This window comes from Sphingomonas telluris, from assembly GCF_022568775.1.
GTDB classification, from domain to species: Bacteria; Pseudomonadota; Alphaproteobacteria; order Sphingomonadales; family Sphingomonadaceae; genus Sphingomicrobium; species Sphingomicrobium telluris.
The window spans coordinates 1,269,834-1,295,128 of the sequence record NZ_JAKZHW010000001.1; the positions used below are offsets into that span (position 1 = coordinate 1,269,834).

The 25,295-nt window shown below is 64.0% G+C and carries 27 protein-coding genes; 14 read left to right on the top strand and 13 right to left on the bottom strand.

Features of this window, described 5'->3' with window-relative positions; genetic code table 11:
- Positions 1-12 precede the first annotated feature (12 nt).
- Together LZ016_RS06455 and LZ016_RS06460 are read left to right on the top strand one after the other, a co-directional pair.
- Positions 13-387 (top strand): hypothetical protein, encoded by a 375-nt coding sequence (locus LZ016_RS06455; RefSeq protein ID WP_241446584.1) that lies wholly within the window; start codon positions 13-15, stop codon positions 385-387.
- Positions 387-884 carry a 5' nucleotidase, NT5C type gene (locus LZ016_RS06460; protein WP_241446585.1) on the top strand — a complete coding sequence of 166 codons (498 nt, stop codon included), beginning with the start codon at positions 387-389 and terminating at the stop codon, positions 882-884. Before LZ016_RS06455 ends, LZ016_RS06460 begins: the two co-directional genes overlap by 1 nt.
- On the opposite strand, the gene LZ016_RS06465 is transcribed toward LZ016_RS06460, so the two are convergent.
- Complete coding sequence (locus LZ016_RS06465; protein WP_277622513.1) at positions 881-1,432, bottom strand: hypothetical protein; 552 nt, start codon at positions 1,430-1,432, stop codon at positions 881-883. The two genes, LZ016_RS06460 and LZ016_RS06465, sit on opposite strands and share 4 nt — an antisense overlap.
- Positions 1,433-1,630: 198 nt before the next feature.
- On the bottom strand, positions 1,631-1,852 hold the full coding sequence (locus LZ016_RS06470) for a hypothetical protein (RefSeq protein WP_241446586.1): 222 nt from the start codon (positions 1,850-1,852) through the stop codon (positions 1,631-1,633).
- Between the two features lie 171 nt (positions 1,853-2,023).
- On the opposite strand from LZ016_RS06470, the gene LZ016_RS06475 reads away from it, so the two are divergent.
- Together LZ016_RS06475 and LZ016_RS06480 are read left to right on the top strand one after the other, a co-directional pair.
- Complete coding sequence (locus tag LZ016_RS06475; protein WP_241446587.1) at positions 2,024-3,250, top strand: sensor histidine kinase; 1,227 nt, start codon at positions 2,024-2,026, stop codon at positions 3,248-3,250.
- On the top strand, positions 3,243-3,992 hold the full coding sequence (locus LZ016_RS06480; protein ID WP_241446588.1) for a LytR/AlgR family response regulator transcription factor: 750 nt from the start codon (positions 3,243-3,245) through the stop codon (positions 3,990-3,992). Before LZ016_RS06475 ends, LZ016_RS06480 begins: the two co-directional genes overlap by 8 nt.
- Positions 3,993-4,054: 62 nt before the next feature.
- On the opposite strand, the gene LZ016_RS06485 is transcribed toward LZ016_RS06480, so the two are convergent.
- The 3 genes from LZ016_RS06485 to LZ016_RS06495 all read right to left on the bottom strand — a co-directional run bounded on the left by LZ016_RS06485 (position 4,055) and on the right by LZ016_RS06495 (position 6,424).
- Positions 4,055-4,195, bottom strand: a complete 141-nt coding sequence (locus LZ016_RS06485; RefSeq protein ID WP_241446589.1) for a hypothetical protein — start codon at positions 4,193-4,195, stop codon at positions 4,055-4,057.
- Positions 4,196-4,387: 192 nt separating this feature from the next.
- Positions 4,388-5,668, bottom strand: coding sequence for a dicarboxylate/amino acid:cation symporter (locus LZ016_RS06490; protein WP_241446590.1), 1,281 nt, complete (start codon positions 5,666-5,668; stop codon positions 4,388-4,390).
- Positions 5,669-6,424: a class I SAM-dependent methyltransferase gene (locus LZ016_RS06495; RefSeq protein ID WP_241446591.1), complete on the bottom strand. Its 756-nt coding sequence runs from the start codon at positions 6,422-6,424 to the stop codon at positions 5,669-5,671.
- A gap of 148 nt (positions 6,425-6,572) precedes the next feature.
- On the opposite strand from LZ016_RS06495, the gene LZ016_RS06500 reads away from it, so the two are divergent.
- A complete protein-coding gene (locus LZ016_RS06500; RefSeq protein WP_241446592.1) occupies positions 6,573-7,325 on the top strand; it encodes a hypothetical protein in 753 nt (250 codons plus the stop codon).
- 1 nt (position 7,326) lies between these two features.
- Here LZ016_RS06500 and LZ016_RS06505 read toward each other — a convergent pair whose 3' ends face one another.
- Genes LZ016_RS06505 through LZ016_RS06515 form a run of 3 tightly spaced genes read right to left on the bottom strand, consistent with a single transcriptional unit; the run spans position 7,327 to position 10,642 of the window.
- Positions 7,327-8,190, bottom strand: a complete 864-nt coding sequence (locus LZ016_RS06505) for an energy transducer TonB (protein WP_241446593.1) — start codon at positions 8,188-8,190, stop codon at positions 7,327-7,329.
- A gap of 19 nt (positions 8,191-8,209) precedes the next feature.
- Entirely contained in the window at positions 8,210-9,019 is an 810-nt protein-coding gene (locus LZ016_RS06510) for an energy transducer TonB (RefSeq protein WP_241446594.1), read from the bottom strand.
- A gap of 45 nt (positions 9,020-9,064) precedes the next feature.
- Positions 9,065-10,642 (bottom strand): flavin monoamine oxidase family protein, encoded by a 1,578-nt coding sequence (locus LZ016_RS06515; protein ID WP_277622514.1) that lies wholly within the window; start codon positions 10,640-10,642, stop codon positions 9,065-9,067.
- Between the two features lie 194 nt (positions 10,643-10,836).
- Here LZ016_RS06515 and LZ016_RS06520 point away from each other — a divergent pair, with 194 nt between their 5' ends.
- The gene (locus LZ016_RS06520; RefSeq protein WP_241446595.1) at positions 10,837-11,292 is read left to right on the top strand and encodes a ferritin-like domain-containing protein; all 456 of its coding nucleotides are present in this window, start codon (positions 10,837-10,839) and stop codon (positions 11,290-11,292) included.
- 143 nt (positions 11,293-11,435) lie between these two features.
- On the top strand, positions 11,436-11,804 hold the full coding sequence (locus LZ016_RS06525) for a cupredoxin domain-containing protein (RefSeq protein WP_241446596.1): 369 nt from the start codon (positions 11,436-11,438) through the stop codon (positions 11,802-11,804).
- Here the strand turns inward: LZ016_RS06525 and LZ016_RS06530 are convergent.
- The gene (locus LZ016_RS06530) at positions 11,801-12,199 is read right to left on the bottom strand and encodes a low affinity iron permease family protein (protein WP_241446597.1); all 399 of its coding nucleotides are present in this window, start codon (positions 12,197-12,199) and stop codon (positions 11,801-11,803) included. The genes LZ016_RS06525 and LZ016_RS06530 overlap by 4 nt on opposite strands.
- A 102-nt stretch (positions 12,200-12,301) precedes the next feature.
- On the opposite strand from LZ016_RS06530, the gene LZ016_RS06535 reads away from it, so the two are divergent.
- Positions 12,302-13,756, top strand: a complete 1,455-nt coding sequence (locus LZ016_RS06535) for a helicase HerA domain-containing protein (protein ID WP_241446598.1) — start codon at positions 12,302-12,304, stop codon at positions 13,754-13,756.
- A gap of 64 nt (positions 13,757-13,820) precedes the next feature.
- Here LZ016_RS06535 and LZ016_RS06540 read toward each other — a convergent pair whose 3' ends face one another.
- On the bottom strand, positions 13,821-15,191 hold the full coding sequence (locus LZ016_RS06540) for a cation:proton antiporter (protein ID WP_241446599.1): 1,371 nt from the start codon (positions 15,189-15,191) through the stop codon (positions 13,821-13,823).
- A gap of 206 nt (positions 15,192-15,397) precedes the next feature.
- Between LZ016_RS06540 and LZ016_RS06545 the strand changes: the two genes are divergently transcribed.
- Positions 15,398-15,637 (top strand): type II toxin-antitoxin system Phd/YefM family antitoxin, encoded by a 240-nt coding sequence (locus LZ016_RS06545; RefSeq protein ID WP_241446600.1) that lies wholly within the window; start codon positions 15,398-15,400, stop codon positions 15,635-15,637.
- Between the two features lies 1 nt (position 15,638).
- Positions 15,639-16,130, top strand: coding sequence for a PIN domain-containing protein (locus tag LZ016_RS06550; protein WP_241446601.1), 492 nt, complete (start codon positions 15,639-15,641; stop codon positions 16,128-16,130).
- Here LZ016_RS06550 and LZ016_RS06555 read toward each other — a convergent pair whose 3' ends face one another.
- Together LZ016_RS06555 and LZ016_RS06560 are read right to left on the bottom strand one after the other, a co-directional pair.
- The gene (locus LZ016_RS06555) at positions 16,131-17,645 is read right to left on the bottom strand and encodes a tryptophan halogenase family protein (RefSeq protein WP_241446602.1); all 1,515 of its coding nucleotides are present in this window, start codon (positions 17,643-17,645) and stop codon (positions 16,131-16,133) included.
- 64 nt (positions 17,646-17,709) lie between these two features.
- The gene (locus tag LZ016_RS06560) at positions 17,710-18,693 is read right to left on the bottom strand and encodes a hypothetical protein (protein WP_241446603.1); all 984 of its coding nucleotides are present in this window, start codon (positions 18,691-18,693) and stop codon (positions 17,710-17,712) included.
- Positions 18,694-18,908: 215 nt separating this feature from the next.
- Between LZ016_RS06560 and LZ016_RS06565 the strand changes: the two genes are divergently transcribed.
- Both LZ016_RS06565 and LZ016_RS06570 read left to right on the top strand, forming a co-directional pair.
- On the top strand, positions 18,909-19,943 hold the full coding sequence (locus LZ016_RS06565; RefSeq protein ID WP_241446604.1) for a J domain-containing protein: 1,035 nt from the start codon (positions 18,909-18,911) through the stop codon (positions 19,941-19,943).
- A gap of 717 nt (positions 19,944-20,660) precedes the next feature.
- Complete coding sequence (locus LZ016_RS06570) at positions 20,661-22,964, top strand: ATP-dependent helicase (protein WP_241446605.1); 2,304 nt, start codon at positions 20,661-20,663, stop codon at positions 22,962-22,964.
- 40 nt (positions 22,965-23,004) lie between these two features.
- On the opposite strand, the gene LZ016_RS06575 is transcribed toward LZ016_RS06570, so the two are convergent.
- Positions 23,005-23,469, bottom strand: coding sequence for a COG3650 family protein (locus LZ016_RS06575; protein ID WP_241446606.1), 465 nt, complete (start codon positions 23,467-23,469; stop codon positions 23,005-23,007).
- A 356-nt stretch (positions 23,470-23,825) separates the two neighbouring features.
- On the opposite strand from LZ016_RS06575, the gene LZ016_RS06580 reads away from it, so the two are divergent.
- Both LZ016_RS06580 and LZ016_RS06585 read left to right on the top strand, forming a co-directional pair.
- Positions 23,826-24,515 carry a hypothetical protein gene (locus LZ016_RS06580; protein ID WP_241446607.1) on the top strand — a complete coding sequence of 230 codons (690 nt, stop codon included), beginning with the start codon at positions 23,826-23,828 and terminating at the stop codon, positions 24,513-24,515.
- Positions 24,516-24,683: 168 nt separating this feature from the next.
- The gene (locus LZ016_RS06585; protein WP_241446608.1) at positions 24,684-25,217 is read left to right on the top strand and encodes a hypothetical protein; all 534 of its coding nucleotides are present in this window, start codon (positions 24,684-24,686) and stop codon (positions 25,215-25,217) included.
- Positions 25,218-25,295: the final 78 nt, after the last annotated feature.

Below are 25,295 nucleotides of genomic sequence, written 5' to 3' on the forward strand. Positions count from 1 at the left end.
CGTCAGACAGGCATGGCTAAACCCGGCTCCGTCATCGGCTGGCTGCTTGCGGAAGACGACCGCGGGCGCCTGCTCGAACAGTACAAACCGAAATACGAAAAGACCGTCGCGCATCACGTGACGCTGAAGACCGAGGCGGAGCGCGACCCGCTACCGCACGAAGTCCTCGCACAGGTTGTCGGCCGAACCGACGACGAATCCGGGGTCGAAGCGATGGTCGTGGCGATCGACGGAAGCACCGACCGGCCCGACGGATCGACCTATCACATCACCTGGTCGCTCGGTGACGGCCGCCGAGCCCGCGAGAGCAACGACGTGCTCAAGGAACGCGGCTGGGAAGAGCTTGATCATCCTATCCCGATCAAGCTGGAGCCGGGCCGCTTCTGATGCCGAAGCGGCCGCACTTGTTCCTCGACTGCGATGGCGTCCTCGCGGACTTCGATGCCGGCGCGCGCGATCTTCTCGGCGGCACGCCGGCGCAATTCGAAGCGAGGCACGGACGCGGCGAATTCTGGAAGCGCCTTGCGCGCCACGGCAACTTTTACGGCGAGCTTGAAGAAATGCCTGACGCCCGCCTGCTCTTCGATGCCGTGAAGCACCTCAAGCCGACGATCCTCACGGGATTGCCACTAGGCACCTGGGCCGCCCCTCAGAAGGAGCGCTGGGCAGCCAAGCATTTTCCCGGCGTGCCGATCATCACGACCATGGCGCGGCAGAAGCATCTGCACATGGAGCGGGGCGACGTCCTCGTCGACGATCGCGAAAATCACAGGAAGCTGTGGGAAGACGCCGGCGGCATCTTCATTCACCACAAGAATGCGCGAGACTCGGTTCGCCAGCTGGCGAAGATCTATCCGTCGGTGAAGGTGGAAGCCGACGCTTAGGCGGCGGCTTTGAGATCGACCTTCTCGACCCACTCCGGCCAGAACACCGGCTCCCGGTTCGACCAGCCCGGCGCAGTCGCAGCGCTCTCGCTGATCGACTGCAGCAGGGTCCGGCGGCGATCCGGGTGCAGGTGCGGAAGAGCCGCTGCTGCGCAGAAGGCCGCGGGCAGCCACGGACGGGCTGAAGCACCGACCAGCCGCTCGTACAGGAAGCGGAAGGCCGCGAAGTTCGGCAGGCGGTCCTGGCCAAGGTCGAACGCGGAGATGGTGATCATCATGCCCATGAACGGCTCGATCATGTCGAGGCCGCTGTCATCCGGCACCTGAAGGCGCAGGTGGTCGAGCTGCTTGTAGATTCGGGACTGGGCGCGGATCGACGCCGCCTCACCTTCATCGCGGGCCCAGCAGTCGATCGCATCGCGGCGACCGTAGGCCACATCGAGGCTGCGGCGGATGTACCGCTGCGTCGCCTTCGGGAAGCTGGCGAACTCTTTCATTTCAGAGATCAACAGCGCGCCGTTAGCCGGCTGGCTGGTCCGCGTGATCATGATCCGACTCCTCACCCATCGGCAGGATCATGCGGTCAGCATAGTTTCGTATTGCTTAACCACGTATCCCACCCCCCATTCAGATTGAATCAGACGGGCGGGATGACGGCAACGTTAAACTTTAACGGCTCGTCGCAAGACGGTGCTGCTGTAGATTCTTTGCAACGGGAATGTGGATAAATTCCCGATTCAGCAGCCTTATTTGTCCGGAAAACCGGATGACGGCGCGGGATCGTCGCTCCGTCCGGGCTGCGAGGCGGCAGGCGGATCGGAAGCGTCCATCGATTCGTCACTGCCGACGTCGACCTTCGTGTCCGAGTCGTCCGGGTTCTTCTGGAGCTTGCGTTCGAGCTCCTTCTCCGGCGGCGCCGAGATGACCGGCGGCGGGACCTTTTCCTTGTCGTTCGCGACTTCAGTCACTGCGAATTCCTTCCGGCGAATCGTTTCACGCAGTGAACGACCGACAGCGGGCCCCGTTCCTGTTCAAAACGCGTTTATCTGAGGTTCAGCTTCGACGAGAGGTGGCAGCGCTTCTGCCAAAGGACGAAGGGCAATTGCTGCTCGCAGGATTCGGTGCATACAAGCGAAGCGATGAATGCACCTCTGTCCCGGACGCTAAATTTCGAGACCCCGGGCCGTTTTTCCGACTGGCCGCTCGCACTGAAGTCGATTCTCGGCTTCTGGATCTTCTACGCCCTCACCGTCGTCGCCCGCGCGTTGCTGGGCGCCGACGCATGGACGATGCTGATCAACAAGCTGGTCGTCATCGCCATCGGCATCCTGCTGACCGGCCTGGTATACGTCGTGATCGCGTCCTTCACTGCGGGCGCGAGCATCCGGAAGAAGGTCGTCGTGGCGGGCCTGGCTTCGGTCGCGGCCGCCTGGGGAATGGCGGGCGCCTTCCTCCTCATCGAAGACTTCATGAAGGAGCCAAAGGAAGTCATCCGCTACCAGTCGCGCGAAGGCTTCGTGATCATCGAAAAGGGCCGCACGCTGACGGTCGAGCGCCGCGCTCAGGAGCCGCTCGTCGTTACCTTCCCCAACCTCGGCGAGCTCGACGCGAACAAGCGTCTGCGCTTCGCCGCCGACACGGCCGTCGTGTGGCTGTTCTTCTTCATGGCGTGGAGCGCCTTCTATCTGGCGACAGTCGCCCAGGCCGAGGCGTTGAACGCACGACGGCGCGCGGTCGAGGCGGAGAGCGAGGCGAGAGCGGCACAGGTTCGCGCGCTCCGCTACCAGATCAACCCTCACTTCCTCTTCAACACGCTCAACTCGCTCTCGTCGCTCGTCATGTCCGGGCGGCCCGACGAAGCGGAGAGCATGATCCTGAAGCTGTCGACCTTCTTCCGCAGCGGCCTGTCGCTCGATCCGAGCGCGGACGTCACGCTCGAAGAAGAGATCGCCCTTCAACGCCTCTATCTCGACATCGAGAAAGTGCGTTTCCCGCGCCGTCTCAAGGTCGAGATCGACATCCCGAAGGATCTCGAGAACGCACGTGTTCCGGCACTCATCCTTCAGCCGCTCGTCGAGAATGCGATCAAGTACGGCGTGTCCGGATCGCGCGAGACGGTCACGCTCGAGATCAGGGCCGCCGAAGCCGGCCCGGGCCGATTCACGATAGAGGTCGTGAACAGCGCCGGCACGGCCGCGAAGAAGCGGCGCGGCGAGAAGCCGGACGGCACTGGAGTCGGCCTCGGCAATGTCTGCCAGCGCCTTGAAGCGCGGTTCGGACCCGCTGCGAAATGTGAATTTGGCCCAACGGCTGATGGTGGTTATCGTGTGCTGATGACACTGCCGTTGGACCGCGCCGATGGATGAACGGCCGCTAAGACTCCTCATCGCCGATGACGAACCGCTCGCAGCGGAGCGGCTTCAGCTTCTGCTCGCGCAATGCCCGGGCGTCGACCTTGTCGGTACCGCCAGCGACGGCGAAGGCGCCGTCCGCATGGCGGAAGCGCTGACCCCGGACCTGCTGCTGCTCGACATCGAAATGCCGGGCCTTGACGGCATCGACGTCGCCCGCGCCCTCGCCGCGAACCAGCCGGCGGCCGCGGTCGTCTTCATCACGGCCTTCGACCAGTTCGCGGTGGCCGCCTTCGAGGTCGAGGCCGTCGATTATCTGATGAAGCCGGTCACGCCCGACCGGCTGCAGCGTGCCCTCAAGCGCGCCCGCGACCATCTCCACCGGCGCGAGAAGGCGCCCATCAAAGGGCCTTCGCCCTCATCGCCATACCTGGAGGAATTCTGGGCGTCGGATTTGTCCGGTCTCGTTCGCATCGCGTCGCGAGACGTCGATCGCGTCTCGGCGGAGCGCGATTACATGCGGCTGCACGTCGGCCGCCGCAGCTGGCTGATCCACCATTCCATGAATGCGCTGGAGGAAGGGCTGGATCCGGAGCTGTTCGTCCGCCTTCACCGTTCCGCGATCGTGCGGAAGGACTTCATCGCGGGCTTCACGCGCAATCCGTCGGGCCGTTGGCTCGCACGCCTGTCCGACGGCACGGAACAGCCCGTCGGCCGTCTCTACACCGACAAGGTCCGCTCGATCGCCCGCCGCTAAGCGCGAACGACCGGCACCGGCTGGGGAGGGAAGCCGGCGCCGGACGCGTCGCTGTTGGGGTTTCAGGCGCGCAGTTCGCTCACTGCTTTCGTCGCTGCGACATGTACGTGCTGCGCCGTCGAGGTCGGCTCGGCCTGCGTAACGGTGGGCACTAGCAGAACGGCCGAGGCGATCGAGGCTGCGATCACAATCACGAACTTCATCGTCTCGCTCCTTTTTGGGCGCGACGCGGCGGTCATCGGGGAATCGAGGGGATTAGGTCCGCCGCGTCGCAGGACCCCGATAGGCGGGCATTCGCGGCGGGTCGTGGGCGGCTCGACGAGCGCCGTCCGACTGTCGGCGGTTGAACGTTTCGCTCGACGAAGGCCGTTCGTCGGGCGGCCATTCGACGAACGTCAGCCCTCTTCGGTGCTCTTGTCGACGGCCGTGGTCACGGCGACATCCATGGTCACATTGCCCAGGGTGCGGAAGATATCGGGCACCATTTCGACCGCCACCAGCAGCGCCAGCGGTGCGATGGGCGCACCTAGCGCCATGGCGATCGGCGCGATCGAGCTGATGAAGCTCACTTCGCCCGGAAGGCTAACCGCGCCGTAGCTAATGACGGACGCGACGGCGGTTGCAGCGATCGCCGCGCCGATGCTCGGCTGGTAGCCCATCCAGCTCGCCACATAGAAAGCGACAGCGGCGTTCATCGCCGGCCCCGTCGCGCGGAACAAGGCGACTGACATGGGCAAAGTCACATCCGCGACCTGCTCGCGAACACCAAGCGCACGGGCGCTGCCGAGCATTGCCGGAAGCGACGCCAGCGAAGATCGCGTCGAGATGGCGACGCTCTGCGGAGAGATCAGCGCCTTGGCGAACTCGCCGAAGGGCTTGCGGCCGGCAAGGACGCCGATGGGATAGCCCCATAGGGTCACCAAAATGCCGATGACCGAGACCAGCACGATGTAGTGCGCCAGCCCCGCGAATGCCGCGCCTCCGGCGCTCGCGCCAAGGGCGAAGCCCAGCGCGAATACGCCGATGGGCGCGATGTAGAGTACCCAGCCGATGACCACGAGCAGCGCGTCGGCAACGCCTTCGAAGAAGGTCACGACCGCCTGGCGCCGAACGCTGGCGATACGCGCCAGGGCCAGCGCGAACAGTACGGTGAACACGACGAGCGGCAGGACATCCCCGTTCGACGCGCTGGCGATCACGTTGCCGGGCACGATGCCTCGGAAGAAATCGCCGATGCTGGGGATCGGAGCCGAGGCGGTCGACGGATCGATCGCCGCGAGACCCGTTCGGAGCGCCTGCCCGGCCGAGGCAGGAAGCGGAAAGGCGCTGGTCAGCAGCGTCATCATCACCGCGCCGAAGATCGCCGAGCTGGTGCAGACGATGACGAACCAGATGATCGAGGTGCGCGCGATGCGTCCCGCCCTCGCCGCTTCCGCACCCGCCGCGATGCCGGTGATCAGCAACGCGACGATCAGCGGGATGACCGTCATCTTCAGCGCGTCGAGCCACAGCCCGCCGACATAGCTTGCGACCTGGATCAGCGGCTCGCGGACTCCGTCGCCGGATGCTTGCGCGAACGTGCCGGCCAGGAGGCCGACAACGAGGGCGACCAGTACGAGATAAGGGCGCGTGCCCCGTGAAGCCTTGGCCTCCGCGGCCGCGCCCTGTTCACTCATTTACGGTTTCCGGAACTTGTAGATGAAGCGGTCGGTCTTGCCGCGGATCTGCGGGTTGAAGACAAGCAAGCTGTGATCGTCCGCGGGATTGCGCAAGAGATCGCTTTCAGCCTCCAGCTTGAAACCCGCACGCTCGAAGTCCGCCTTTACCGTCGCCGGGTCGATCCGGTGATACTTCTCGACATTCTCGCGGGTGTCGCCCGGGTTCGCGACATGGTCGATCACGCCGACGATCCCGCCCGGCTTCATCGCCGCGTAGACGGTCTTCAGGAAGCTGTCCGGCTCCATGCGCTTGATGCCGTACTTGGCGCTTTCCCAATAGACGTCGTGATAGTTCAGGTTGATCATCATGAAATCGTACGAATTCGGTTCGAGCGACAACGCCTCGAACGGCGAAACGATCAGATGCGTGTTGGGAGTCTTCGCCTGGAAGGCCGCGAACTTCTCCGCGCCTTCCTTGTCGTAGAATTGGGTCGGCTCCCAAACCGTCACATGCCCCTTCGGACCGACGGCCGGCGCCATGATCTCGGCCCAGTAGCGGTTACCGCCGAACAGATCGATCGCCTGCGCGCCCTTCTGAAGTCCAAGGAACTTCAGCACTTCGGCCGGCTTGCGGGACTCGTCGAGCTTCACATTGTCTTCCGACCGGCTCGGCGTGGCAGCAACGGCCGCGGACACGTCCGCGGGCTTGGCCATCGCAGTCATCGATGCACCGGACAGCGCGATCGCCAGCGTGATCAGTTTCAGTTTGCGCATTGCATTCCCCCTTCTGGTTGCCGGGCGCGGCTGCCCAGCCCTGGATGCGGCCAGCAAGTGGCGTTCGATCAACACGCAGCATGGCGCGACCAAATGTTTCGCGCTAGGCTCCGCATCACCATCAGCCATGGTCTTTCGGGGGAATGCAATGGCTACTATCGCTTCGCAGCCCATCGACGCGCAAACTCGCGAGCGTCGCTTCTATTGCCGAATGGCGCTTTTCCTGGTCGCCGTCGTCTTCATCGGCTTCGCGCCCAGCTTCTACTTGAAGGACATCGTGCCGCCCTACCCGCGGCCGAATCCCACGTTGCCGCCGGCCGTCATCCTGCACGGTCTCGCCTTCACTTTGTGGATGCTGGCGTTCGTTGCACAGACCCAGCTCGTCGCCGCCGGGCGCCGCGACGTGCACATGAAGATGGGCATCGCAACGGTGGTGCTCGCCGCGCTGCTGGTCCCGATCATGTATGTGACCGCTGTCTGGGGCGTAGCGCGAGAGTCGCATCCGCCCTTCACGGATGGGCTCAACTGGACCGCCATCCCGCTCGGCGTAATCCCGGCCTTCGCTTACCTCGTCTACGAAGCGTGGCGTAAGCGTCGCGAAGCGCCCTGGCACAAGAGGCTCATGCTGGGAGCGACCATCCTCGTCGTCTTCGGCCCGGGATTCTCTCGTATCCCGCTGTCGCCGCCGACGTTCTGGGGCTTCACCATCCAGCTGATCGCCGGAATGTGCCTGCTCTTCGCGCCACTGTTCGTCTGGGACAGGCGAACGCTCGGCAAGGTGCACCCCGCGACTTGGCACGCCTTCATCGCATCGGCCCTGGCAGTCATCATCCCGCTCACGCTGATCGCGACAAGGACCTGGGCGCCAATCGCCGAGCACCTGCCGGGTGTCGGGACCTAGCTCAGCGCATCAGCGCCCACCTGACGCGCTGAAACCACGCACTCTTCGACGGCTTGTCATCGAGCCCGACTGCCGGTTTGAACTTCCCCCGCGCCTTGACGATCGCGCAGCTTTGCGCGTCGAGTGCTGCAACGCCGCTGGTGCGTATCACCGTGCAATCGGCGACTTTTCCCAATTCGTCGATGAGCAAGACGAACCCGACGTCCCCAATTTGCCCCTTGAGAATGGAGATGGCTGGATAATCGTCGGCATCGAACAAGCGTACCAGATCGCCGGTCGGTCCCTGTTTTAGCCCCGCCTGTGCGCCGCCCTTTTCATAATCCCAAACCTTCCAGATTTTCCGCAGGTCCGCGGCGCAAGTGTCCAATGCTTTCAGGACGGCCGTCATCTGGGCGAGCGTGAAGGCCTCATCGGCGCGGCTCGTGTTCACTGCGAGGCGCGTACCGATCGTTGATACGCCATCTTCGCGCGCTCGAATTCGCAGAGTCTTCGCGGTCGTCAGCGGCGACAATTGCTTGGCCGGTAAGTTCGCCATCATCGCGCGCTGGTTCAACTTACGATTCCCAAAATCCAGCAAGCTGGTTCGAACGGGTGCACTTTCATCGAAGAGGATTTCCGCATCGATCTGCGTTGCCTCGTCCGTCGCCCCTTTGCGAACTAGGCCCAGTTGCAGAACGTCCCCAACCGCCGGGGCTTTTAGAACGAGATAGAACGGGTCTTCCTCCGAGCCGTAGTTGCGCGTCGCTACGCACTGCGCATCGGCGAAATTGACGATCCACTTTCCCGAAGGCTGTTTCGGCGCGGACGCAGCGAAAGAAGTGCTCGAAACCCCGATTGCGGCGAGCGCAATTACCCTAAGACGCATTGTGCTATTCCCCTCACCACTAGAATGCCATTCTCCACACGATGCGTTGAGAGAGGCCATCGCGCGCGGGCTTGCCTTCCAGATCGATCGCGGGCTGAAACTTGGCGCGCTCGGATACGATGGCGCAGGCTTGACCGTCGAGCGATGCCGCCCCGCTCGTGTTGATCAGCGTGCAGTCCGCGACGGCGCCCTTCTCATCGATTAAAGCGACGATATGCGTCACTCCCTCCTCGTTGAATCTCAAGGCATCCCAGGGATAGTCGGCTGACGAGAACACGTCCCGCAAGTCGCCCTTGGCGCCTTCCTTCAGTCGCGGACTCTTCTCGCCGGGTTCCGAGACGTTCCAGTACTTCTTCAGATCAGTGACGCACTCGTCGACAAGCTTGAGAAGCGGTCCCGCATCGGAAAGCGCAAAGTTATAGTTGAACGAGCCGCTTTTGATCGTGAGTGACGATGAAGTGCGAAATGGCGCGAAGTCCGCCTTCGGCAGGTTCACCAGATACGTGCGATACTGCGCTTTGTCCGACCGGAAGACGAGCATCGTCTTCTTGAGTGGTGAGTTCTCTCCCATCGTGACTCTCACGGTGGCTTCCTCAGGCTGAATGGCGGAGCCTTTCCGCATCACGATAAGTTGCATGACCTCGCCAATCGGCGGAGCCTTCAACGCCAGGTAGATAGGGTCCTGCTCAGTGCCGCAATTGCGGTACGCCACGCACTGTGCATCATCGAAATCGACCACCCATTTGGCGGTGGGCTGCCTGGTTTCCGGCTCAGCGGTAGTGGTTCCTGAAACGATGACAGCGGCGAGCGCAAACGCTCCAGAAAACATGCAACAAACCCCCTCACAACTCGTACCGAGCCGGTCAGGCGTAGCCTAAGCCGCTGCCGCCTTGCCAGCCTTCTCCGCGGCCATCGACTGGATCAGCTTCAGCGCCTCGTGCGCGGACATGGCGGAGCCTTCCTGCCACAGGCCGACGTAGGACAGATGCTCACCCGCGAAGACGATCGGCCCCTCCGGCCTCAGCAGCTCGGAATATTGCGCGCCGCGCGGGCCGATCTCTGCCGGGCCGTCGCCCCAGAGCGCGCCGACGCCTTCGGAATAAGGCACCTGCCCCCAATTCACCGCCACCGGCCCTTGAAGAAGCTGCGACTTGCCCGGATGCAGCGCTTCGATCGAATCCCGGCTGATCCTGATCTGCTCGGCGATCGGCTGCTTCGTGAAGGCTTCGGGCGTGTCCTGATGGGTCCAGCCCGCAACGTAAGCTCCGACCAGCACTCCGCGCGGCGCATGGTGATGGTCGCTGGGGTAGATCACGTTCTCGTTCAGCCGGTCCGTCCAGGCGAGGCCGCCGTAGATCCCCTCGGCCTCCCAGAAGCGCGGCGCTTCGAACGCGACCTTGGCGCTCTTGAGATAGTTGAGGTTCTTGAGCGCGGCGTTCTTCGCCGGTGAGAAATCGTTGGGAATCCGCGCAAGCAGATGGCCCGGCAAAGTCACGACCGCATAATCGGCACGCGTCACTCCACCCCGATGTTCGATGCGGACGCGCTTTCCTTCCCGGCAGATGGCGGTCACCGGCTCGTTGAACCGGACGCTGGGCTTCACCTGCTCGTAGATCGCATGAGCGATGCGATCCATGCCGCCGACGGGCTGCAGCATGGTCGGCTGCATGTCGATGATGGAATCGAAGATCTGCGGGAAGGCCGCCCCGCGCGACGGCAATATGTCCTTCAACGTGAGGGGGTCGATCGGCACGGGGGGATGCGCATAGCCCTCGGGCCAGGCCGAATACCCGGAGCTCCCGACCGGCCGGTAGACGCCCTTGTCGTCGAGCGACGCATAGAATTGCAGGAACTGGCGAAAGGCGCCGAGCTCGTCCTTCGGCATCGCGGAATCGAGAGCGTGCTGGTCGATCGCCTTGGCCAGCAACTCGCCCATCCGCCCGTGCAGGTCGTAGACCATTTGGCGACCGCGCCGCACCTTGCCGCCGAAGTCCCACCCAGTCGCGAGCTGACTGTTCACGAACGTCTCGAGCGGCACGTTCAGCCGCCGCGCATAGCCAAGGATGACGTGGTGCCACGAGGGGATGCGCGCCGGGCCGGCATTGAAATAGAGCCCGTCGGAAAAGCTGGCTTGCTGTAGTGGCCGATCGTTCTGGACGATGCGGTCGTTGCCGCGAATGGTCCACGCGCGCCCGCCGGCGCGGTCTCGGGCTTCGAGCAGGGTCACGTCATAGCCTGCCTGCCGAAGCTCGTAGGCCGCGACGAGCCCCGCGATGCCCGCGCCCAACACCACCACCGAACGGCCGGAGCCCGAACTGGGCCGAAGGGCGAAATCGGCGGCGGCGGCGGGCGTCGGCATCGACAGACCCAGCATCTGCATCGCAGCCAGGGCAGCGCCTGCTCCCCCAACCCCGCCGACACGCATCAGCACTTCACGCCGACTAATCGTCATGCTGCCCCCCTGATCTCGGTGAATGTTCTCCAGGCGTATTGAACTTCTGTGCCGACTCGATGCCGCGGCACTGCTGTTCGGCAGAATGACAGCCAAACGCGATGCATGCCCCACTTTTTCGATTTACGGCGGCATCGGCTGTGAAAGTTGCGCGTTGTCCCCGCAAGCATTCACCCCCCTCAGGAGGCTCTCGCATGGACAACAAGGACCAAATCACCACGCTGAACACGCTCATCGCTACGACGATCGACAGCGTCACCGGCTATGAGGACTCCGCGCAAAACGTCGAAAACGACCGTCTCCGCCAGATCTTCCGCGAACGCGCGGACGAGCGCCAGCGCGTCGTGGAAGAACTCCGCAGCGAAGTCCGCCGGCTAGGCGGCGATCCCGAAGACTCGGGCTCGTTCCTGGGCAAGACCCACCAGCGTTTCGAGGATCTCAAGTCGGCGATTACCGGCCGCGACGAAAAGGCGATCGTGAACGAGGTCGAGCGCGGCGAAGACTATCTCAAGGAGAAGTTCGAAACGGCGCTCGAAAGCGGTGAGCTGACCGGAGAGGCCCGCCAGGTCGTGGAGCGCGCCTATCAGTCCGTTCGTTCGGGACACGACCAGATCAGCCAGCTCAAGCACGGGCTGGAAACGAACGCCTAGGATTTCCCCCGAGCCCTTCTTCCGGGCCGGTTCGGCGGCGGCGCGCTCCCCCTTCGCGCCGCCGCCCTTTCATCTGTACCTGATGGAAGTCGCAGGTTCATGTGACTGTGCTAGAAGCCGCGCTCCGAATAAGGAGTTTCGCCATGCGCCGCCTCCTGTTGCTTGTCCCAGCGTTCGCAATTGCGTCCGTCGCGCCGGCCGCGACGCCGCCGGTGACGACCATCAATCTCTTCAGTTACGGCTACAATCCTGGGCCTATCAACCTGACGGCGGGCCAGGAGGTCACCCTCAAGTTCGTGAACACGGCGACGAAGGGCCATGACTTCACCGCGCCGGAATTTTTCGCGGCTTCCCGCATCGTCTCAGGCGATCTGAAGGAAGGCGAAATCGACCTCGGAGCAGGCGAAACGAAGACGGTGACGCTCGTCCCGACGAAGGGCGAGTATCACGCCCATTGCGGCCACCCGTTCCACTCGGCCCTGGGAATGCACACGAAGATCGAAGTTCGCTAGCGGCGCCGGATCAGCTGCTCGATCGAGCGCTGGTGCGCCCGCGTGTCCCCTGCCAACTCCTCCAGTCTTGCCGTCAGGAGCATCAGCTCGGACGCGGTCAGGTGCTCGATCCCGATGAATTCATTGCGCGCCTTTCCGCCCGCGCGGATCAACTCGTCGAGCTTGGCCTGGATCGCCGATCCGTCGCGGTTCTGAGCGTTCTGGATCAGGAAGACCATCAGGAAGGTGATGATGGTCGTGCCGGTGTTGATCACCAGCTGCCACGTGTCGGACCAGTGAAATAACGGACCGCTGAGGGCCCAGACGATGATCACCAGGGATGCGACGATGAATGCCTGCGGCTGACCCGCGGCGAATGCCACGCGGGCGGAAATGCGCTCGAAGAATTGGTTCATGACGGCCCTCCTGCGGAAGCGGCAGGATGATGCTGCCGACTTGGCCCACCCCGCAACAGTGAGCGGGTTGAAGCCGCGCGAGCCATCTTTAATGACCGTCTGGTGAGTGCTTCAGTCAGTATCGGCTCCGCGCCCGGCGGCGCCGACATCCGCATCGATATCGAGGAATTGCTGGCGACCCGCCTGCTCGTCCAAGGCAACAGCGGGTCCGGCAAGTCGCACTTGCTGCGCCGTCTTCTCGAGGAGAGCGCGGGACTGGTGCAGCAGGTCGTCATCGATCCTGAAGGCGATTTCGTCACCCTCGCCGAGCCGTTCGGCCATGTCGTCGTCGACGGCTCCGCCTATGCGGGAACCGAGATCGCGCGCCTCGCGACCCGCATTCGCAAGCACCGAGCCTCGGTTGTGCTCGCGCTCGACGGGCTGGAAGTCGACGCCCAGATGAAGTGCGCCGCGCAATTTCTCGGCGCCCTTTTCGATGCGCCGCGAGACCAATGGTATCCTGCCCTCGTCGTCGTCGATGAAGCGCAGGTCTTCGCACCCGCGGCCGCCGGCGAAGTCAGCGACGAGGCGCGCCGAGTATCGCTGGCTGCGATGACCAACCTCATGTGCCGCGGCCGCAAGCGCGGGCTCGCAGGCGTGATTGCGACGCAACGCCTCGCCAAGCTCGCCAAGAACGTCGCGGCCGAGGCCTCGAACTTCCTGATGGGCCGCACCTTCCTCGACATCGACATGGCCCGCGCTGCCGACCTGCTCGGCATGGAGCGCCGGCAGGCAGAGCAGATCCGCGACCTCGAGCGCGGCCATTTCCTGGCGCTCGGACCGGCGATCAGCCGCCGGCCGCTGGCAGTGAAGATCGGGGACGTGCGCACGGAATCGCGAAGCTTCTCACATGGTTTGATGCCGTTGCCGGGCACGTCTGCGGAGGACCTTCATGCGCTGCTGCATGCAGAGACCCGCGAGGAACCCCGCCGCGATGCTGAGCCAGAGCCCGAGCCGGTGGCGGCGGAAGTGCTGCTGCAGGAAATCGAGAGCCGCGCCGAGACTAACGAAGAGGCGGAAGGTCCGAGCGGCCCGGACGCGCGCGAAATCGAAGAAGCGCTGAACGAAATCCTCAGCGATATGGCCGGCGAGGACGGCAGCACGTTCCACGCCGCAGCGGCGCTCTATCAGGACTTCTCGGTCCGCTGCCGGATGCGGCGGATTGCCGCGACGCACCTGGACCTCAACGCCTTCCGCCGCCGGTTCGCCATTGCCGTCGCTGGAATCGCGGACCCCTCGGACCAGCGCTGGGCCGGCATCCTCCGCCTCGCGCGAACAGTCCCCGATGACCTGCTGGCGCCGTTCCTGCTCCTCGCGAAAGCCGCGCAGGAAGGCGAGCCCTGCCCCGACGACCAGATGCTCGCGCGTGCCTACGGCACCAGCTCGTCGGGCCGCATCCGCCGGCTGATCGAACATCTGGAAAAGAGCGGCCTCATCGTCCTGCGCACCGACTTCGGTGGCCGACGCTCGGTCGGCATACCCGAACTCGGCCTGTCCACTGCTCCGATGGAAGCCTGAGCGGCTGATCAAAGGGGATCGCCGCCCGTCCCTATTGGAGAGACGGGACGGGCGGCGACGAAGGTCAGGCGGCGTCTGCTACCATACTGCCTTCGAGTTTCCCGAGCTCGCCCGACTGCCGCGCCTTGCGGCCGTAGACGATCTCGAACAGGGGGCTCGCCATCATCGTCGTGACGATCGCCATCAGCACCATCATCGAGAACAGGGTCGGTCCGATCACGCCCTTCTGAAGGCCGATGTTGATGATGATCAGCTCCATCAGCCCACGCGAGTTCATCAATGCGCCGATGCCCAGCGCCGTGCGGTTGTCTTCACCCGACAGGCGAGCGGCCGCCCAGCAGGCGCCGAACTTCGCCAGGATCGACACCACCAGGATTGCGAGCGCGATCAGCAGCAGCGAAGGCGAGTTCACCATGTCGAGACGCGTGTTGAGGCCCGAGAAGGTGAAGAACATCGGCAAGAGCAGGATGACCGTCATCGGCTCCAGCTTCTTCTTGAGCTCCTGCACGAACAGGCCGCGCGGCATCACGACCCCCAGCAGGAAGCCGCCGAACACCGCGTGAATGCCGATCGCATCCATGAAGAAGGCCGACAGGCAGAACAGCATCAGCGTGACCGCGAGGATGGTCATGCTCATCTCGCCCTTGGCCTCGACCATGCGGCCGAGCGGGGCGAGAAGCCTGCGGCCGAAGATCAGCATGAATGCCGCGTAACCGACGCCTCCGACGATCGCGATGACCGCGACGCCAGGTCCGGCGCCGAAAGTCGCGAGCACGATCGCCAGCACGCACCATGACGCAGCATCGTCGAATGCGCCAGCAGTCAGCGAAAGCGTGCCGAGCGAGGAATTCGCAAGCCCGCGCTCGTTGATGATCCGCGCGAGCATGGGGAAGGCAGTGAGCGCGATGCAGGCGCCCATGAACAGGGTCGCGTTGAACTGGCTGATGCCCGGCGCGAACAGGCCCGGCACTGTCAGCAAGAACGGCGTGATAAGGATGGCCAACGCGAACGGCGCAAGAATGCCCGATGCGGAGACGCTCGCCGCGCTCTTCGCCTTCGTTTTGAAATGGTCGAGCTGCAGCGTGAGCCCGACGATGAACATGTAGAGGCCGACGCCGAGCTGCGCGCCGGAATAAAGGACGCCCTTGGTCTCTTTCGGGAAGATCGCGCCCTGCAGGTCGGGAACGAGCAGGCCGAACAGTGACGGTCCGAGGACCACGCCGGCGATCATCTCACCCACGACCTGGGGCTGGCCGAGGAATTTTTGACCGATCCAGCCGACGACGCGGCACGCAAGGATGATGATCGCGAGCTGAAGGAAGAAGTGGATGCTGTAGTCGCCCGGCGCGAAGCTGGCGGCCGAATTCACCGCAGGTCCATGCGCTCCAAGGATGTCCGAGAACGCCTTGATCGTCTCATTCCAAAGTTCCGTCACCGATTTGCCTCCCCGCCGCCGTCTCTTGCCGGTCGGACAGGTGCGATGAGGGAAGCAAACGCGCTCTGCCGCAACAGCCAATCTCCCGCGAAAATGTCGATTTCCGGGCGCATCGAGAATTCTGTTGCGGGTCCGACACGTTGTAGTAACGTGCCTACATATTCTGAGCAAGAATGTAGCAACGTAGCGCCAATCCGGAGGCCGCTTTGAAGAGCTTCAGCAGCCGCGAATTCAATCAGGACGTCAGCCAGGCGAAGCGACTCGCGGTCTACGAACCCGTCTTCGTGACGGACCGCGGCAAGCCGACGCACGTACTTCTCAGCATTGAGGCCTACCGGCACCTGGTGGGTAAGTCTGACACGCTCGCCGACCTTCTTGCGTCCCCGGAACCGATTCATGCCGAGCCGGACTGGCGCGCCGCCGGGCCCTGGATGCGAAAGGGCTGAGATGCACCTGCTCGACACCGGCGTGATCTGGGCATTGCGCGGAGGGGATGCGGCGCGGTCGGACGAGCAGTTGCTCGACTGGGTTGCCGGACAGATGCCAAGCACCCTCTTCGCCTCGGCCATCACCTTGATGGAGTTCGAAGACGGCACCCGCCAGTTGGAGCGGCAGGACAAGGCGGCCGCCGCCGTGATCCGCGACTGGATCGACACCCGCTTCCGCCCCGCCTTCGAAGGGCGGATCATCGCAATCGACGAAGCCGTCGTCCGCCGCTGGTCCCACCTCGGCTATTCGGACTTCCGCGACGGCATCCTCGCGGCGACCGCCTTGGAGTATGGCTTCGTCATCGCGACCCGCGAGCCCGCCAACTTCCGCGCGGGGAAGGTGAAGACCATCAACCCCTGGACCTTCACGCCCGACGCGGACGACCTCGACTGGCGACGCGCATCGCGAAGCGCGCCCATCTGGCTCAAGAGCCTGTTCGTCCGCGCCTGATCAGGCGGCTTCGGTCAGCTCGGACACGAGGGCGCGGTGCGACGGCAGGTCACGCGCAGCCTTCTCGCCGAACGCCTGGATGCGCTCGAACAGCCGGCGCGCCGCGGCGACCTTCGAAAAGTCCGAACGGCCGGCAGACAGGTCCGTCTGAAATCCCATCCCGTAGAGGATGTACTGGTAGTTGAAGAAGGCGAAGCTCTCGACGTCGAGGATGAAGTCGAACCGTCCCGGCGGCCGATAACGCCACTGCGCAAGCAGCTCCTGCAACTCTTCGGGGATGGTCGCCGGATCCGAATTCTCGCGCCAGAACGCTTCCTCGCGCTTCGAAAGGCAGTAGTGAAGCTTCAGGAACTTCACGATGTTTTCGAACCGCGCCGCCATCAGCTGGTTGAAGCGCCGTGCCGGAGCGTCGACCGGCCCGTAATGCGGGAAGAGTTCGGCGATCATGCCGACCGCCGCTTCGATCAGGACGAGGCCGGTGGCTTCGAGCGGCTCGAGGAACCCCGCCGATAGTCCGACCGAAACGCAGTTCTTGACCCACTGCTTCTCACGGTAGCCTGGCTCGAACCCCAGGATGCGGACAGCGTCCTCGCGGAACGGCGCACCGATATAATCGCGCAGGATCGCCACCGCGCGCTCGTCGTCGACATGGTCGCTGGAGTAGACGCAGCCGATCCCCCGCGCACCTGACAAGCCGATGTCCCAGGTCCAACCACCTTCGTGCGCATTGGCCAAGGTGTAGCTTTCGATCGGCGCGTCCGGCCGGTCGTAAGGGACCTTGCAGGCCGCCGCCTTGTTCGTGAACAGATGGTCGCGCACCGACCGGAACGGACTGCCCAGCGCGCGCCCGATCAGCTCCGCACGGAAGCCGCTGCAATCGACGTACAGATCCGCGTCAATCTCCCGCCCGTCGGTCAGGGCGACGCGGTCGATCGCTCCCGTCGCACCCAATTCCGTATGCTCGACTTCGCCCAGGACGTGGACGACCCCGAGTTCCTTCGCGCGCTCGGAAAGCAGCCGCGCCAGGCTGTGCGCATCGATATGGTAGGCATAGTTGAGCGGCCCGTCGAAATCAGGCTCGCCCGGCCGCTTGGGCCCACGCTTCGCGCCTGCGACCCGATTCTGGATCGTCACGGCCTCCGCGAAAGACGGCCGCGAATTCTCGTCCTGCAGCAGCCAATAGGGAACGAGGCTCGTCTCTTCCGAATAGAAGGGCGCTTCGAACGGGTGGAAGAAGCAATGGCGCTTCGCGGCCGTCGGTTCGTGCAGCCAGTCGGCGAACAGGATGCCCTGCTTGAAGGTCGCGGAGGACTCGCGGATGAACTTGCGCTCGTCGATGTCGAGGAAGCGCAGGGTTTCGCGGATCGTCGGGAAAGTCCCCTCGCCCACCCCGACGATTCCGATGTCGGGCGATTCAAGCAGCGTGATCGTCAGGTGCGGATTGTCGCGAAGCGCCAGCGCCTTCGCGAGGTAAGCGGCCGAAAGCCATCCGGCCGTACCGCCGCCGACAACCAAGATGCTCCTGTTGACGCTCTCCACCGCGCTATGGATAGCGGCGCGAGAGGCTGGGGAACAGGTGCTACTGCCGCGTCGCGGTGCCTCCGCCGGCGACGTTCCACCACCAGCCCTGAACCACGCAGCCGCTGGCGCTGGTTTCGGTCGTCACCTCCTTGAAGCGAGTAGTGGACGAGGTGCCGGCGCCCAACGTTGCGCTCTTGCGCGCCGCATCGCAGTCCCGAGCCCAGAAGCCGCGATAGACGGCGTTCGGGACACCAGCCGGCCGCGCCAATTCCTTCTGATATTCGAGCTGCTGATTACGGACCGTCTGCGCGTGCGCCTCGAGCTGGCGCTGATAATCGGCAGCGGCGCGCTCGGCGGCGAGCTTCTGCTCCTGCTTTTTCCGCGCCACCTCCCCTTGGGCGCGCTTGAAGTCGTCGACCTGCTCCTGCTGCTTGCCGAGCTGCTTTTTGTATTCCGCCATTTCGGCCGCATATTTGGCATCGGCCTCGGCATTGGTCATCTTGTGAGGCTTTGGGGTGCTGTCGGCGGATGCCTCGTCCGACTGGCGTGGGGTTGGACTGTCAGCTTCGTTTTCCGCTTCGACGACGCCACCGGACGGGTTTCCGGACCAATCCTCCACGGCGAGCACGCCGGCGTTCTTGGGCCGCCAGTCTTGGATCCGTATGAAGTCGTATCTGCGATCTGCGCTCATCTTCGTGAACCAGGCGCGGGCGAGATCCTTGGACGTAGAGACCCAGCAATTGCTGTGGCTGTCGCCCTGTTCCTCGGCGAACTTCTTGAACTGGCCGACGAAATTCTTCGTGGTGTAGGAACTGGTGTAGTGTACCTCGCCGGGAACGCTGGCCTCCCATTCCTTGATTCCGTCGTATTTCCAGGTCGAATAGGAATCGCCGATCGCGTCTCCTTCCAGCGTGAATAGCTGGGTAACCGGATTGATGCCCATGTCGTCCTGATAGTGGCAAGCCATGTAGATGTTGTTCGCCGCGTTGGCAGTCGTGGCAAATGGCAGCGCGAAGATCGCCCCGGCGAGATACAGACGCATGAACGCAACCCCACTGTTGCATGTTAGCTTAGAATGATCGCCCTGATGGACAAGGCAGCCAGAAGGCTCATTTACTTCGAAGCACCTGCTCAAACGTAAATGCGGTAAAGATCAGCGGCGTTGCTTTTGCGGCGGCCCGAACTGGGATTCCGGTGAGAAACCTCAGACACTTCCGGCACTTATGAGCCGGATGATCGTGCTCTGGGGAGGGATCCATGGACGCCACGGTCAAAACGGGGCCGAACCATTATGAAATTCTTGGGCTGACACCCGACGCGAGCAGCCAGGACATTGCCCAGGCCTTCGCGAAGGAACTGAGCCTGACGGCCCTGCGACCCATGGGCCATCTCGCCCAGGTCAGCGTTGCGCATGCAACCCTGCGCGATCCCATTAAGCGCAAGGCTTACGACGCCTCGCTGCGCGCGGAGCCCGAGAGCGAAGCAAGCCGCCTGATCGAAAGGCTCCAGGGTGCGTCCTTCGTCGCGCGACCCTCCGGCGTGCCGGAACCGGTGGAGGCCCCAAGCATCGAAGCTCAGGCGACGTTCGTCCCCGCCGAAACGCATCGACCGAGCCCGCCGAAGATAGACGAGCCGGCAGAGCCCGCCCGTCCACGGCCTGAACCGGACGCCGGATCCCTGACGGCGCTCTACTTCGACGAAATGGACCGCGCTCGCGGTGCTTCTCGCATCCCGGATGCATGGAAGCTGCCGGCGCTCGGAATGGGCGCTCTGGTCCTGGCTGTCGGTGTCGGCGCCTGGTTGGGCCTCGGCGCGGGCAACGGTGGAGACGGAGCCAAACCCGCGGACGCGCTGAACATGGTGCCCGCCAAGACTGCGCCGCAGCTCGCGGTCGCCTCCCCTCCGCCCGCAGCGGTGGTTGAGGAGCCTGCCGCCGAGCAGCAAGTTCGTCCGGTCGTTCCTAGAACTCGCGTCGCGGCTCGTCCGGTGCCTCAGCTGGTCGAACCCGAGCCAACACAGACGGACGTTGCCTCGCAGGAAGTGGTGATCGAGCCTCCAGCCGAACAGGCGCCCACGGACGCGCCCGCGGCAGAGGCGGTCTCTGCGACGATGCCTCTTCCGAACGCCGTCATCGCACGCACGATCGGGCGCATCGGCTATGCCTGCGGCGAAGTCGCCTCGACATCTGCGGTCGAAGGCAAGCCCGGCGTCTTCACGGTGACCTGCACCTCAGGACATTCCTACCGCGCCACGCCCCTGCGCGGCCGCTATCACTTCCGCCGCCTGGGATAATCGCCGGAGCCTCAGACGTCGGCGCGAAACAGCGCCGCCAACCACGCGCGCTTTGCACAAAAGAAATGGGGGCCGGCATTGCTGCCAGCCCCCACTGCGCCGAGCGAAGGATCTGCCGGTCCTCGTGAAATCCGTCCCAGGGGACAGTCTTCTCAAAGTCCGAGCTCACCAGCTCAGGCGTCGCTTTCCATCGTACCGCTCCCTCGTGAGAGGAGCTTGGCGTTTACTCGACTGCGCTTCCCGAAGGCCCGCCTGTCTTTCAACCACTTTCGCCTGACCCGAAGGTCAAAACCGTCCGATGTTCCGCGGCCCTTCTTGGGTCGATCACTCTTGCGTTCCGCTTTGCTCTTCCGCTCGAAAGCTTCCGAACCGCGTCGCGCTAGAGGGAAGATCAACTCTTCCGGCGCCTCTTCCCGACTGGCCCCGAGTTGCTCCGAGGGAGCCTCTCATTGCCTGTCGGCGGAGATCGGTCCTTCTGTCGCCTGCCGCTTCCTTCTTGCCGTTGCCGGCCTTCCGGTGGAGGCGGGGACTTCCGTCCCGATCACCCTTGGACAATGCACCTCGCCGCCGAGTCGGGGAAGCGAAAAATAGGTGCTCAAGGCTGTGGATAACGGGGATATTGGGAACAACAGTCGGAACCTTCGTCACATTTGGAAATCGGGGACTCTAACCCGCGTTGAAGTTGCCGTTCCGTTCTCCCTTCCCTACCTCTGATTCGTGTCCGAAGCCCCTTCCAACCTGCCCGACTCGACTCGCGAGCCGCCCTGGCTTGCCGGCCTGAATCCGCCACAGCGTGAGGCGGTGCTGACGACCGAAGGCCCGGTCCTCGTCCTCGCCGGCGCCGGCACGGGCAAGACCTCCGCCCTCACCGCGCGCCTCGCCAACCTGATCGCGACCCGCAAGGCCTGGCCGAGCCAGATCCTCGCCGTCACCTTCACCAACAAGGCGGCGCGCGAGATGAAGGAGCGCATCGCCAAGATCAGCGGTGGCGCGATCGAGGGCATGCCCTGGCTCGGCACCTTTCACTCGGTCGCCGCGCGCATGCTCCGCAGCCATGCCGAGCTCGTCGGCCTCCAGTCCAACTTCACCATCCTCGACACCGACGACCAGCTCCGAGTCCTCAAGCAGCTGATCAGCGCCGCCAACCTCGATGAGAAGCGCTGGCCCGCACGCCAGCTTGCCGGCCTCATCGACCGCTGGAAGAACCGAGGCTGGACTCCGAAGGACGTCGACCTCGGCGAAGCGGAGAGCTTCGGCCCAGGCCGCGGCCGCGAGCTCTACGCCGCCTACCAGGACCGCCTGAAGACGCTGAACGCCTGCGACTTCGGCGACCTCCTGCTCCACATGCTCACCATCTTCCGCGAGCATCCCGACGTGCTGGAGAGCTATCGCGACCGCTTCCGCTACATCCTCGTCGACGAATATCAGGACACGAACCAGTCGCAGTACGCCTGGCTGAAGCTCCTCGCCGAGCCGCGCCGCAACCTCTGCTGCGTGGGCGACGACGACCAGTCCATCTATTCCTGGCGCGGCGCCGAGGTCGCCAACATCCTCCGCTTCGAAAAGGACTTCCCCGGCGCGAAGGTCATCCGGCTCGAGCAGAACTACCGCTCGACCTCGCACATCCTCGCCGCCGCGGATGGCCTCATCGCCAACAATGCCGGACGCTTGGGCAAGACGCTGTGGACCGACAAGGGCGACGGCGAGAAGGTCAAGGTCATCGGCATCTGGGACGGCCCGGAGGAAGCGCGACGCATCGGCGAGGACGTCGAGGGCATGCAGCGCCGCGGGCTCTCCTTGGACGACGTCGCCATCCTCGTCCGCGCCCAGTTTCAGACCCGCGAGTTCGAAGAGCGCTTCATTGCGATCGGCCTGCCCTACCAGATCATCGGCGGCTTCCGGTTCTACGAGCGCGCAGAGATCCGCGACGCCCTCGCCTACCTCCGCCTCATCCACCAGCCCGCCGACGACCTCGCGTTCGAGCGCATCGTCAACCAGCCCAAGCGCGGCCTCGGCGACAAGGCGCTCGCCACGATTCACGCGCACGCGCGCGCGACTCAAGAGCCCCTGCTCATCTCCGCCGCCAAGCTACTCGACACCGACGAGCTTCAGGCCCGCGCCCGCTCCAGCCTCGGCCGCTTCGTCGCCGACATCCACCGCTGGAAGCAGATGGCCAACGAGCTTCCCCATGCCGAGCTCGCCCGCATCATGCTCGACGAAAGCGGCTACACCGCCATGCTCCAGGCCGACCGCAGCGCGGAGTCCGCCGGACGCCTAGAAAACCTCGCCGAGCTCACCCGCGCGATGGAGGAATATGAAAGCCTCCCCGCCTTCCTCGAGCACGTCAGCCTCGTCATGGACAATGACGAGAACCGGCAGGGCGAGAAGGTCACCATCATGACCATCCACGCCGCCAAGGGGCTGGAGTTCGACATCGTCTATCTGCCCGGCTGGGAGGAAGGCATCTTCCCGTCGCAGCGCGCGCTCGACGAAGGCGGCCTCGCCAGCCTCGAGGAGGAGCGCCGCCTGGCCTACGTCGCCATTACCCGCGCGCGGAAGAAGGCGACGGTCATGCACGCCGCCAACCGCCGCATCTACGGCCAGTGGACCAGCTCGCTCCCCAGCCGCTTCGTCGGCGAGCTTCCCGAAGCGCACATCGAGACGGAAACGACCATGTCCGGCGGCGAGAGCCTGTGGCGCGCGCAATGGAGCGAGCGCGCCGACCCCTTCGCCCACCTCGGCCCCGCCCAGTCGATGCGGGCCAGCACCCGCGGCCCCGGCTGGCAGCGCGCGAGCCAAAGCGGCCGCTTTAGCCCCGACCCCCAGCGCGTGATCGAGGCCAAGGCCTCGGCGGTGTCCTTAGGCAACCAGGGCCGCACGGACCTGGAGCTCGGCCAGCGCGTGTTCCACGGCAAGTTCGGCTACGGAAAGATTGTCGCGCAAGAGGGCAACAAGCTCGAGATCGAGTTCGAGCATGCGGGGTTGAAGAAGGTGTTGGATAGCTTTGTGAGTACGGGGTGACGGCCTCACGCTAACGGCAGCTTTCGACCCATTGCGGACATTAGCCGCCGATTAGAATTTTCCCGGACGGCCGTTTAAGCGGGATTGCGGGCGCGACGGTTGGATTGCCCGGGTAGCTACTGCCGTTGAACCACAAGCGAGCAACGTAAGGCCGAGTGATGCCACCACCCGCAACGGTCACGCCGATGTCACGCCAGCCGCGAGTGGACGTGGAAAGGACGCGGATGGGAAGCTGCGTCACGGTTGACCGGAGAACGACGCGATAGCGGCCTCCTTTTTTGGACAAGACCAACAATGTGCAGCCACCGCTTCCGCAGTAATCCTTATCGGTCACGTAAAGGAGGGCTTCGGAACGACCGTCACCATTAAGGTCGGCGTCCGCACGCATATAACTTGATGTGCCGAGCGTCTGTTGAACGAACGCCGCTACCGCATCCTCTTTGCCTGCCGCATAGCCCGTAGTGGTCGCAAAAATCATCAGGGCGATTGCGGCGGCTGACATCATCTTAGCTTGCCATCCGCAATGGCAGCTTTCCACCCAAAGCTGCCGCTAGCGGCCTAGTGGCAGCTTTCGACCCAAAGCTGCCACTAGCGGCTAACTCCCCGGTGCCGGTGGGGGGACAGCACCGTAAGACTTGCCTCTCGCGCTCCACATAGGGAGCATTTGAAACGGTGCTGGAGCCTGCGGAGGTCCTCCGATCCGCAGAGCTTGACGACGTCAAAGCCGCTCAACGTCCGTGAGTTATCGCAACTCGTGCATTCAATCGGCGACCCGCAAACGACGACCGCCGTTCGGTGAGGGAGGTTCAGGGTCGGCATTGGCCACTTGGAAATGCCGCAAGCGGCTGATTACAAAGCGGGATGAAACGAAGCCCGCCGCAGAGCCGCACTGGCGTTTCCAGTGGCGATCCGTTCTTTGATCTAGCTGCGGACCAGCTTGCCACGATTGGCGCGGTCGCCCTGATGTACAACTCGGTTGAGAGTCGCATCGACGATATGTTGGCAGAGGGACTTCGCATACCTATCCAGCCTGCGGAGGTCCTCAGCCGCATAAATGGCGTTGAGGGAAAGGTGGCTCTCATCAAATTCTCTGCGGCTCACTGGGGCTTCAGCGATAAGGAACAGCTATTCCTTGCTGAAGCGCTGGGTGACGCCGGATTCATGATGCTGAAGCGGTGGCGCGACGCCGTCATTCACGCGCGTCTCTTCGACTTCAGGACCGGCGTGGCACGTGTACCAGAGCGGCAGGGGCGGACGTCGGAAGTACTCTTATCGTTGGAAGCGCTAGAGGGACTCTACAATCGCCTCGTCGCGCTCAAGAACGAGCTATGGTCGCTCTGGGAAATTCTGGAACGGAGGAGCCGCCTCACGCGTGGCGGAATTTCCGACCAACATCGAGAACGGCTTGAAAGAGAAAATTCAGGCGCATGGGCTCAAGCTCATGAACGCAGGGAGTACAGGCTATCGCTTCCGCCAATGCCATCGTTTCCCGAGGACATTCCTCCTTTCGGACAGCCACCAAGCGTCAGGCAACAGCCGTCACGGGAGTAAATCCCGTGACGTCGGACGCGTCTCGCGGCGCGGCTTAGGCCGCTCGCTCGCGCGCCGGCCGGCACGCACTGGCTCTACGCCGAAGCTCCCGAATGCTGCGCATTCGCTCCCTTCGGCTCGGCAGTTTGTGCTGTCCTACAGCTGCTGTTCTATGATCCAATACGGTTCATGAAACCATCGCACAAAGAACCAATCATCAACTTTGCCCCGGAGCACGTCAGCAGCCGCCATGACGGATGGACGGCGGAAAGGCAGATCGCCTTCATCGAGGCACTGGCCGAGACCGCCTGTGTCGAAGAGGCGTGCCGGCGGGTGGGCATGTCGGACAGCTCCGCCTACCGCCTCCGCCGCAGTCCGCGCGGGGCGCCCTTTCGCCAGGCGTGGGACGCCGCGCTCGATTATGCGCTTCACCGGCTGGAGCAGGCCGCTTTGTCCCGCGCGCTCAACGGCGTACCGCGGCCGATCTTCTATAAGGGCGAGCAGGTCGGCGAATGGCGCGAGTATGACGAGCGGCTGACCCTCTTCCTCCTCCACAACCGCCGCCGCGCCCGCTTCGGCAAATGGACTCGCCAGCTCCCGGACGATCCGCCGTCCCAGGTCGAAGAGGATGTCGAGCTCGACGGTCGCCTCGACCGCATCGAGTTCATGGACACGTTCGTCTCCCACGTGGAGGGCGGCAACGCCTCGCGCGTTGAGGAGTGAACTTAGCGAACTTCGGGGCCGTCGCAGGCGTGATAATTCAATTCGACGAGGCAGTGGCCACGGAACGCCGGCCATCGG

Bases quoted from the DNA above. Each gene is read 5' to 3' on its own strand.
- LZ016_RS06455 (WP_241446584.1), top strand. From the start codon at position 13: ATGGCTAAACCCGGCTCCGTCATCGGCTGGCTGCTTGCGGAAGACGAC.
- LZ016_RS06460 (WP_241446585.1), top strand. From the start codon at position 387: ATGCCGAAGCGGCCGCACTTGTTCCTCGACTGCGATGGCGTCCTCGCG.
- LZ016_RS06465 (WP_277622513.1), bottom strand. From the start codon at position 1,432: ATGATCACGCGGACCAGCCAGCCGGCTAACGGCGCGCTGTTGATCTCT.
- LZ016_RS06475 (WP_241446587.1), top strand. From the start codon at position 2,024: ATGAATGCACCTCTGTCCCGGACGCTAAATTTCGAGACCCCGGGCCGT.
- LZ016_RS06480 (WP_241446588.1), top strand. From the start codon at position 3,243: ATGGATGAACGGCCGCTAAGACTCCTCATCGCCGATGACGAACCGCTC.
- LZ016_RS06485 (WP_241446589.1), bottom strand. From the start codon at position 4,195: ATGAAGTTCGTGATTGTGATCGCAGCCTCGATCGCCTCGGCCGTTCTG.
- LZ016_RS06490 (WP_241446590.1), bottom strand. From the start codon at position 5,668: ATGAGTGAACAGGGCGCGGCCGCGGAGGCCAAGGCTTCACGGGGCACG.
- LZ016_RS06495 (WP_241446591.1), bottom strand. From the start codon at position 6,424: ATGCGCAAACTGAAACTGATCACGCTGGCGATCGCGCTGTCCGGTGCA.
- LZ016_RS06500 (WP_241446592.1), top strand. From the start codon at position 6,573: ATGGCTACTATCGCTTCGCAGCCCATCGACGCGCAAACTCGCGAGCGT.
- LZ016_RS06505 (WP_241446593.1), bottom strand. From the start codon at position 8,190: ATGCGTCTTAGGGTAATTGCGCTCGCCGCAATCGGGGTTTCGAGCACT.
- LZ016_RS06510 (WP_241446594.1), bottom strand. From the start codon at position 9,019: ATGTTTTCTGGAGCGTTTGCGCTCGCCGCTGTCATCGTTTCAGGAACC.
- LZ016_RS06515 (WP_277622514.1), bottom strand. From the start codon at position 10,642: ATGACGATTAGTCGGCGTGAAGTGCTGATGCGTGTCGGCGGGGTTGGG.
- LZ016_RS06520 (WP_241446595.1), top strand. From the start codon at position 10,837: ATGGACAACAAGGACCAAATCACCACGCTGAACACGCTCATCGCTACG.
- LZ016_RS06525 (WP_241446596.1), top strand. From the start codon at position 11,436: ATGCGCCGCCTCCTGTTGCTTGTCCCAGCGTTCGCAATTGCGTCCGTC.
- LZ016_RS06530 (WP_241446597.1), bottom strand. From the start codon at position 12,199: ATGAACCAATTCTTCGAGCGCATTTCCGCCCGCGTGGCATTCGCCGCG.
- LZ016_RS06550 (WP_241446601.1), top strand. From the start codon at position 15,639: ATGCACCTGCTCGACACCGGCGTGATCTGGGCATTGCGCGGAGGGGAT.
- LZ016_RS06560 (WP_241446603.1), bottom strand. From the start codon at position 18,693: ATGCGTCTGTATCTCGCCGGGGCGATCTTCGCGCTGCCATTTGCCACG.
- LZ016_RS06565 (WP_241446604.1), top strand. From the start codon at position 18,909: ATGGACGCCACGGTCAAAACGGGGCCGAACCATTATGAAATTCTTGGG.
- LZ016_RS06575 (WP_241446606.1), bottom strand. From the start codon at position 23,469: ATGATGTCAGCCGCCGCAATCGCCCTGATGATTTTTGCGACCACTACG.
- LZ016_RS06580 (WP_241446607.1), top strand. From the start codon at position 23,826: ATGAAACGAAGCCCGCCGCAGAGCCGCACTGGCGTTTCCAGTGGCGAT.
- LZ016_RS06585 (WP_241446608.1), top strand. From the start codon at position 24,684: ATGAAACCATCGCACAAAGAACCAATCATCAACTTTGCCCCGGAGCAC.